5 protein-coding genes are annotated in these 5,325 nt (G+C 65.7%); all 5 read right to left on the minus strand.

Features of this window, described 5'->3' with window-relative positions; genetic code table 11:
- The coding region (locus JWQ05_RS08405; protein ID WP_299657492.1) for a Gfo/Idh/MocA family oxidoreductase at positions 1-350 on the minus strand (350 nt) is incomplete at its 3' end.
- Positions 351-508: 158 nt separating this feature from the next.
- Positions 509-1,282 (minus strand): DeoR/GlpR family DNA-binding transcription regulator, encoded by a 774-nt coding sequence (locus JWQ05_RS08410; RefSeq protein WP_299657494.1) that lies wholly within the window; start codon positions 1,280-1,282, stop codon positions 509-511.
- A 119-nt stretch (positions 1,283-1,401) separates the two neighbouring features.
- The gene (gene pdxA / locus JWQ05_RS08415) at positions 1,402-2,403 is read right to left on the minus strand and encodes a 4-hydroxythreonine-4-phosphate dehydrogenase PdxA (protein ID WP_299657496.1); all 1,002 of its coding nucleotides are present in this window, start codon (positions 2,401-2,403) and stop codon (positions 1,402-1,404) included.
- Entirely contained in the window at positions 2,400-3,650 is a 1,251-nt protein-coding gene (locus JWQ05_RS08420; protein WP_299657498.1) for a four-carbon acid sugar kinase family protein, read from the minus strand. The genes pdxA and JWQ05_RS08420 overlap by 4 nt, the downstream gene beginning before the upstream one ends.
- A gap of 1 nt (position 3,651) precedes the next feature.
- Positions 3,652-4,671 (minus strand): 2-keto-3-deoxygluconate permease, encoded by a 1,020-nt coding sequence (locus JWQ05_RS08425; RefSeq protein ID WP_299657500.1) that lies wholly within the window; start codon positions 4,669-4,671, stop codon positions 3,652-3,654.
- Between the last annotated feature and the right edge of the window lie 654 nt (positions 4,672-5,325).

Here is a 5,325-nt window from a genome sequence, read left to right on the forward strand (position 1 = left end):
ACGGCGTCGGCATCGTCCACGAAGCGGCGCGCCTCCGCCAGATCGACGGCGAGCGGCTTCTCGAGAAAAAGGCTTCTGCCCGCCGCCGTGGCCCTGCGGGCGTAGCCGAGATGGGAGGCGGGCGGCGACGCCACGTAGACGCACGCGCTGGCCGCGATGAGCGCGTCCGCATCCGCCACAAGCGGCACCGCCGGGAATTTGGCTGCGATGCGGTCCAGGGAGGCCGCGGACGAGTCCCAGATCCCGGCGATGCGGATGGGGATGTCCGCATGCGCGGCCACGACGTTGAGCATCCGCTCGCCCATGATGCCGGCGCCGATGATGCCGAGGGAGACGGTTTCTCGTGACATGTGCGAAAGGCCTTCGGACGGGAGCAGCGGGGCTGTTCTGACTCGAACGCTCACGGCTCACAATGCGCGAATGCGGGCCGGCGAACCCGGCATTCCGGCCGTAACGCCCGGGCCTTCCCGGCAGCGCGGGCGCGGACGTTTCGGCCACATGTGTCTGCTCAAGCCTCGCGGGCGTCCGCGACGCTGATGTCGGCGCCCGCCTCGGAGAGGCGCCGCAACTGCTCCTTCGGCTCCGAGGAATCCGTGACCAGGGTCCAGTTGCGCGGCAGCGGGGCCCAGGCGGTCTGTTCCGCCCGGCCGAGCTTGCTCGTATCGGCGAGCACGATCACCTCGCGCGATTGCCGCATCATCAGGGATTTGAGGATGACCTGATCCAGGCTGACCTCGCAGAGACCGCGCCCCGCCACGACGCCGTCCGCGCTCATGATCGCGCGATCCGCCGTCATGAGGCGCAGCCCTTCGACCGCGAGCGGCCCGATGGTGCTCATGCTGGTCGCCCGCAGCGCGCCGCCCAGAACCACGAGTTCGAGCCTGGGCGCTTCGGCGAGAAAGGGGAGTAGCGCTAGGTTGTTGGTGATGATCTTGAGGCGACGCCTCGCAAGCAGTTGGCCGAAAGCCACGACGGTGGAGCCGGCATCCAGGATCAGTGTGTCGCCGTCCTCTACTAGGTCGAGGGCAGCGCGGGCGATCGCCCGCTTCTCGGCACCGTTCACGGCGAGCCGCTCGGTCAACGTGGTTTCCGGCGGATGGCTGGCGAGGATCGCCCCCCCATAGGTCCGCCGCACGGCTCGCGTGGCGGAGAGATGCTGGAGGTCGCGGCGGACCGTCGAGGCGGAGACCTTCAGGCGCGCGGCGATCTCGTCGACGTCGATCTCGCCGACGCTCAGCGCCTCCAGCAGCAACGTCCGGCGCTCCCGGCTTCGCATCGACATGGGGCGGTCCTCCGGCTTTGGTCCCGCGTCATGGCTGAGGCCGGCGGCGCTGGCCAGACCGGTTTCGTTGCCCCGCGACGGGCGGGTCCACCGCGGGGGCGTCGCGGGGGCGTCGCCCCTCAGGCCGCCACCGCCTTCGGCGCGAGATCGACCGCCTGACGTAGCGCTTCCATCAGGCTGCGCTCGTCCGCAATGCCCTTACCTGCGATGTCGAAGGCGGTGCCGTGATCGACGGAAGTGCGGATCACCGGAAGGCCCACGGTGATGTTCACGCCGGCCTCCAATCCCAGGACCTTGATCGGGCCGTGCCCCTGATCGTGGTACATGGCCACCACCATGTCGTAGTCGCCGCGACCGGCCAGGAAGAACAAGGTGTCGGCGGGCAGCGGACCGCGCACGTCCCAACCCTTCGCGCGACAGGCCTCAATCGCTGGCGTGATCTTCTCCGCCTCCTCACCGCGGCCGAACAGGCCGTTTTCGCCGGCATGCGGATTGATCGCGCAAACGCCGATCTTCGGGTTCGCGATTCCCGCCTTCACGAGGACGCCGTGACCACGTGTGATGACCCGCTCGACAAGACCGGGCTCGATCTTCGCAATCGCGTCGATGAGGCCGATATGGGTGGTGACGTGGATCACCCGGAGCTTGGGCGAAACAAGCATCATCGAGACTTCTGGCGTGCCTGTGAGGTGGGCCAGCAGCTCAGTATGACCGGGGAACTTGTGGCCGGCCGCGTGCAGGGCCTCCTTCGATAATGGCGCCGTACAGATGCCCTGTGCTTGCCCGGCCTGCACCACCTGCACGGCCTTTTCGATGTAGCGGTAAGCCGCCTCGCCTGCCGTCGGAGAGACTTGTCCGAATGGGAGGTCGGCGGGTACGACCTTGAGGTCCACGCACTGCACGGCTGGTTTGTCGAAGTCTGGCGCATCGGCATCGGACAGAGAGTCGACGGACATGGTGGAGCCGACGATTTGACCCGCTTGCCGCAGACGGTCGGCATCACCGATTACTAAGGGCCGGCACACGGACTGTACTTCCGGGTGAGCCAGCGCCTTCATGATAATCTCTGGGCCGATGCCGGCTGGATCGCCCATGGTGATCGCGATGGTCGGACGGGTCATGAGAAGCATCCTTGGATTCTGACGGCGCGCAGGCGCTCGCTGATACGAATGAGGCTGTCGGCGTCGCCGAAAGCACCGGCCTTCGTGGCGACCGGAACGGTTAGCTGCCCGAGGGTCAGGCCAAGCGAAACGCCTGGCTCGATCTCGTCGATCAGACGGATACCGTCGATGCCGAAACGTGCGAGCAACGCGGCGGCGGTCTCGCCACCTGTTGCCGCGATGGCTCCGATTTGTGCCGCGACCGGATCAAGGGCCTCGGCGAGGCTGCGTGCCAAGCGCGGCCCGATCGTCATGTCGAGGACGTCACTCACTGCGATCTCAATCAAGGCGTCATCGCCACCGAGGATTACTTCGGCGACGCGTTTTGCAAGCGCCGCTCGTCCAGCCGGATCGCCTAGAAGTGTCTCGGGCGTTACCGGGAGGTGGGCGACTCGGTCTCGCGAAGCGAGCTTGCGCGTTGCGGCTCTTGAAGCGGCGGCAAGGGAGCCAACCACGATCAGGCTGCCGTAGGCGCTCGGTGGGAACCGGACCGGCTCGATCGAAAGTGGCTCCAAGATGCCCGCGAGAGCCCGAGCCAGCCCCCCAGTCCCGATGAAAAATGGGCTCGGCGTCACGGACAGACTCGCCACCGCGATGCGGGTGAGATCCTCGTCCGTTTCGGCATCGCAGATCGCAACGACTTCACCGGCCGCGGCGATCCGCGCGAGGCAGTCGGCGAGATCGGCACCGCGCACCCGGGCCATCGAAACGGCCTGCGTTTTGATCCCAGCGGTTCCAAGGACGACGGCCAGATCGGCGCTTGGGTAGCTACGATCACGCTGCCAAACCTCGGCGTCCTCCAAAGGCCGTCCGTTGACAAGGACATGACCCGATACCGTGGTCCGGCCAGTCGCCGGAAAGGCCGGTGCGCAAATCCCGAAAGCGGTGCCATTGCTGCGCATCAGGTACGCGATTGTTGCGGCGGTCTCGGCGGCGGGCTGTCCCCTGAGTGTCGAGTCGATCTTCTTGAACAGGCTTCGGTCCGGCTTGAGCAACCGCTCCAAGAGGCAACCATGCCTCTCTGCAGCGGCTTGCGCAGAGAGGCCGCGACTATCTGCGTCGAAGGAAAGGACCGGCTGGAGCTTCGCGTCAGGGGAGGCGGCGATGTCCCAGGTCACTGCGGCCGCGAGACCGCGGCGCCCGAAAGCGATGGCGCAATCGGCTGCTCCCGTCAGGTCGTCGGCGAGGATGAGCCAGTGGCCGGCCATATCAGCGGCCGGCGATGGGCTGTGCAGACGGAGGTTCTACGCCTTCCACGATCTCTGCCTCGGTCACCTCAGCGTCGCCGAAGCGTCTTGAAACCCAGGCGGTCAGGATCGGAACGAGGATTGCCGTGACCACGACGCAAGCGGCGACCAGGATGGTCGCTGGTCCAGCAGCGTCAGCATAGGCCGGATTGGCAGAGGCGACGATGGCCGGGACTGCGGCCGCATTGCCGGCGGTCGAAGCAGCGGCGACGCCTGCCACACCCGTGCCACCCGTCAAGCGATCGGCGAAGAATAGCGGAATGCCTGTCACGACAACGACAGCGACGCCCATGGCGAGACCGAGTAGGCCGGCCTGCCAGACCTTCGAGAGGTCGAGCCCCGCCCCCAGCGCGAAGGCAAAGAACGGGATCATCACCGGGATCGCCCGTCCGAGGAAGGCGCGCATCTCGCGGTCGAGGTTGCCGATGATCATGCCGACGAGGAGCGGCAGGATCGCGCCGACGAGCGTCTGCCAGGGGAAGGCCGAGAGGCCAGCGACGCCGAGCGTCACCATGGTGAGGAAAGGCCCGCTTTCCAGGGACATGACGGTGTAGGCACCGACATCGCGGGGACGCCCGTACTGGCCCATCAGAGCCATATAGAGCCCGCCATTCGTGTCGTTCATCGCAGCAACGATGGCCAAAGTAGATAGGCCTGCGAACATGCCGGCCGCCACCGGCGCCTCCCCGAGCACTTGCCCGAAGATGAGTCCGAGGAGCATGGCGATCCCGACCTTGACGAACAGAAGCGTGCCGCCCTTCTTCATGATGTATGGCGTCGCGCGGAAGTCGATGCTCGCGCCCATGCAGACGTAGAAGACTGCAAGGATCGTCAGCGCGCCCGAGAACAGCGCCCCCGTGAAGGAGCCGAACAGCTTCGGAGTGCCAGGAAAGAAGGTGGCGATCAGCGCACCGGCCAGCAGCGGTACGACCATCATGCCGCCGGGCACCGATTCAATGGTCCGCTTGATCGGGATCTGCATGTCCGATGTCCTCCCTGCGCGTTTTGCGCATTCGTTGTTATTGTTTGGCTGACGAACGAAAAATCCGACCTGTCCGCCAAAAGCGTCGCCTAGTATCTGCGCATTTTGCGCAAATCGTCAATTCGATTGCTCAGAAGGTGCATCAACCGGGAGGTAACTATCCCCCTTGGGTGCGCAGAACCGTCACGATGCTTCCGGACGGTGGCCGCATTCCCGCGGTGCGGAGCTTGCACTGGGAAGCAAACCGAGCCCCGCATGGTTGTGGCTCTGACCGGCCGTCGGGCCCGGCCGGTCAGGTCTTTTGAGCAACGGCTGGTTTCATCGCTACGACGTAATTGGGTCGGGACTCGCGCGTCTCCTCTACACGTCAGACCAAGCAGACCATTTGGCAGCCTACTGCTTGCGAATTTTTGGCCCACGTGTGGATGCCGCAGCATCGTCGTCCTGACCGTATCTGGGGCTCGCGTTGGAATCTAAGCCGGTCAACCTCATGGGCGATTTGGGTCAAGCAACGTTCCGGCGCATGTCAAATTCCAGGTCGGCCAATGGCCGGGATGCGTTAGGCCGGTCATGCATGCCCCTCGCCATCTTGACGGAGATTGCAATTGCCGAGCTCGACGGATGGCGGGGGCTTGGTCCCCTTCGAGGAACCGG

Source organism: Methylobacterium sp., assembly GCF_028290105.1.
Lineage (GTDB): Bacteria > Pseudomonadota > Alphaproteobacteria > Rhizobiales > Beijerinckiaceae > Methylobacterium.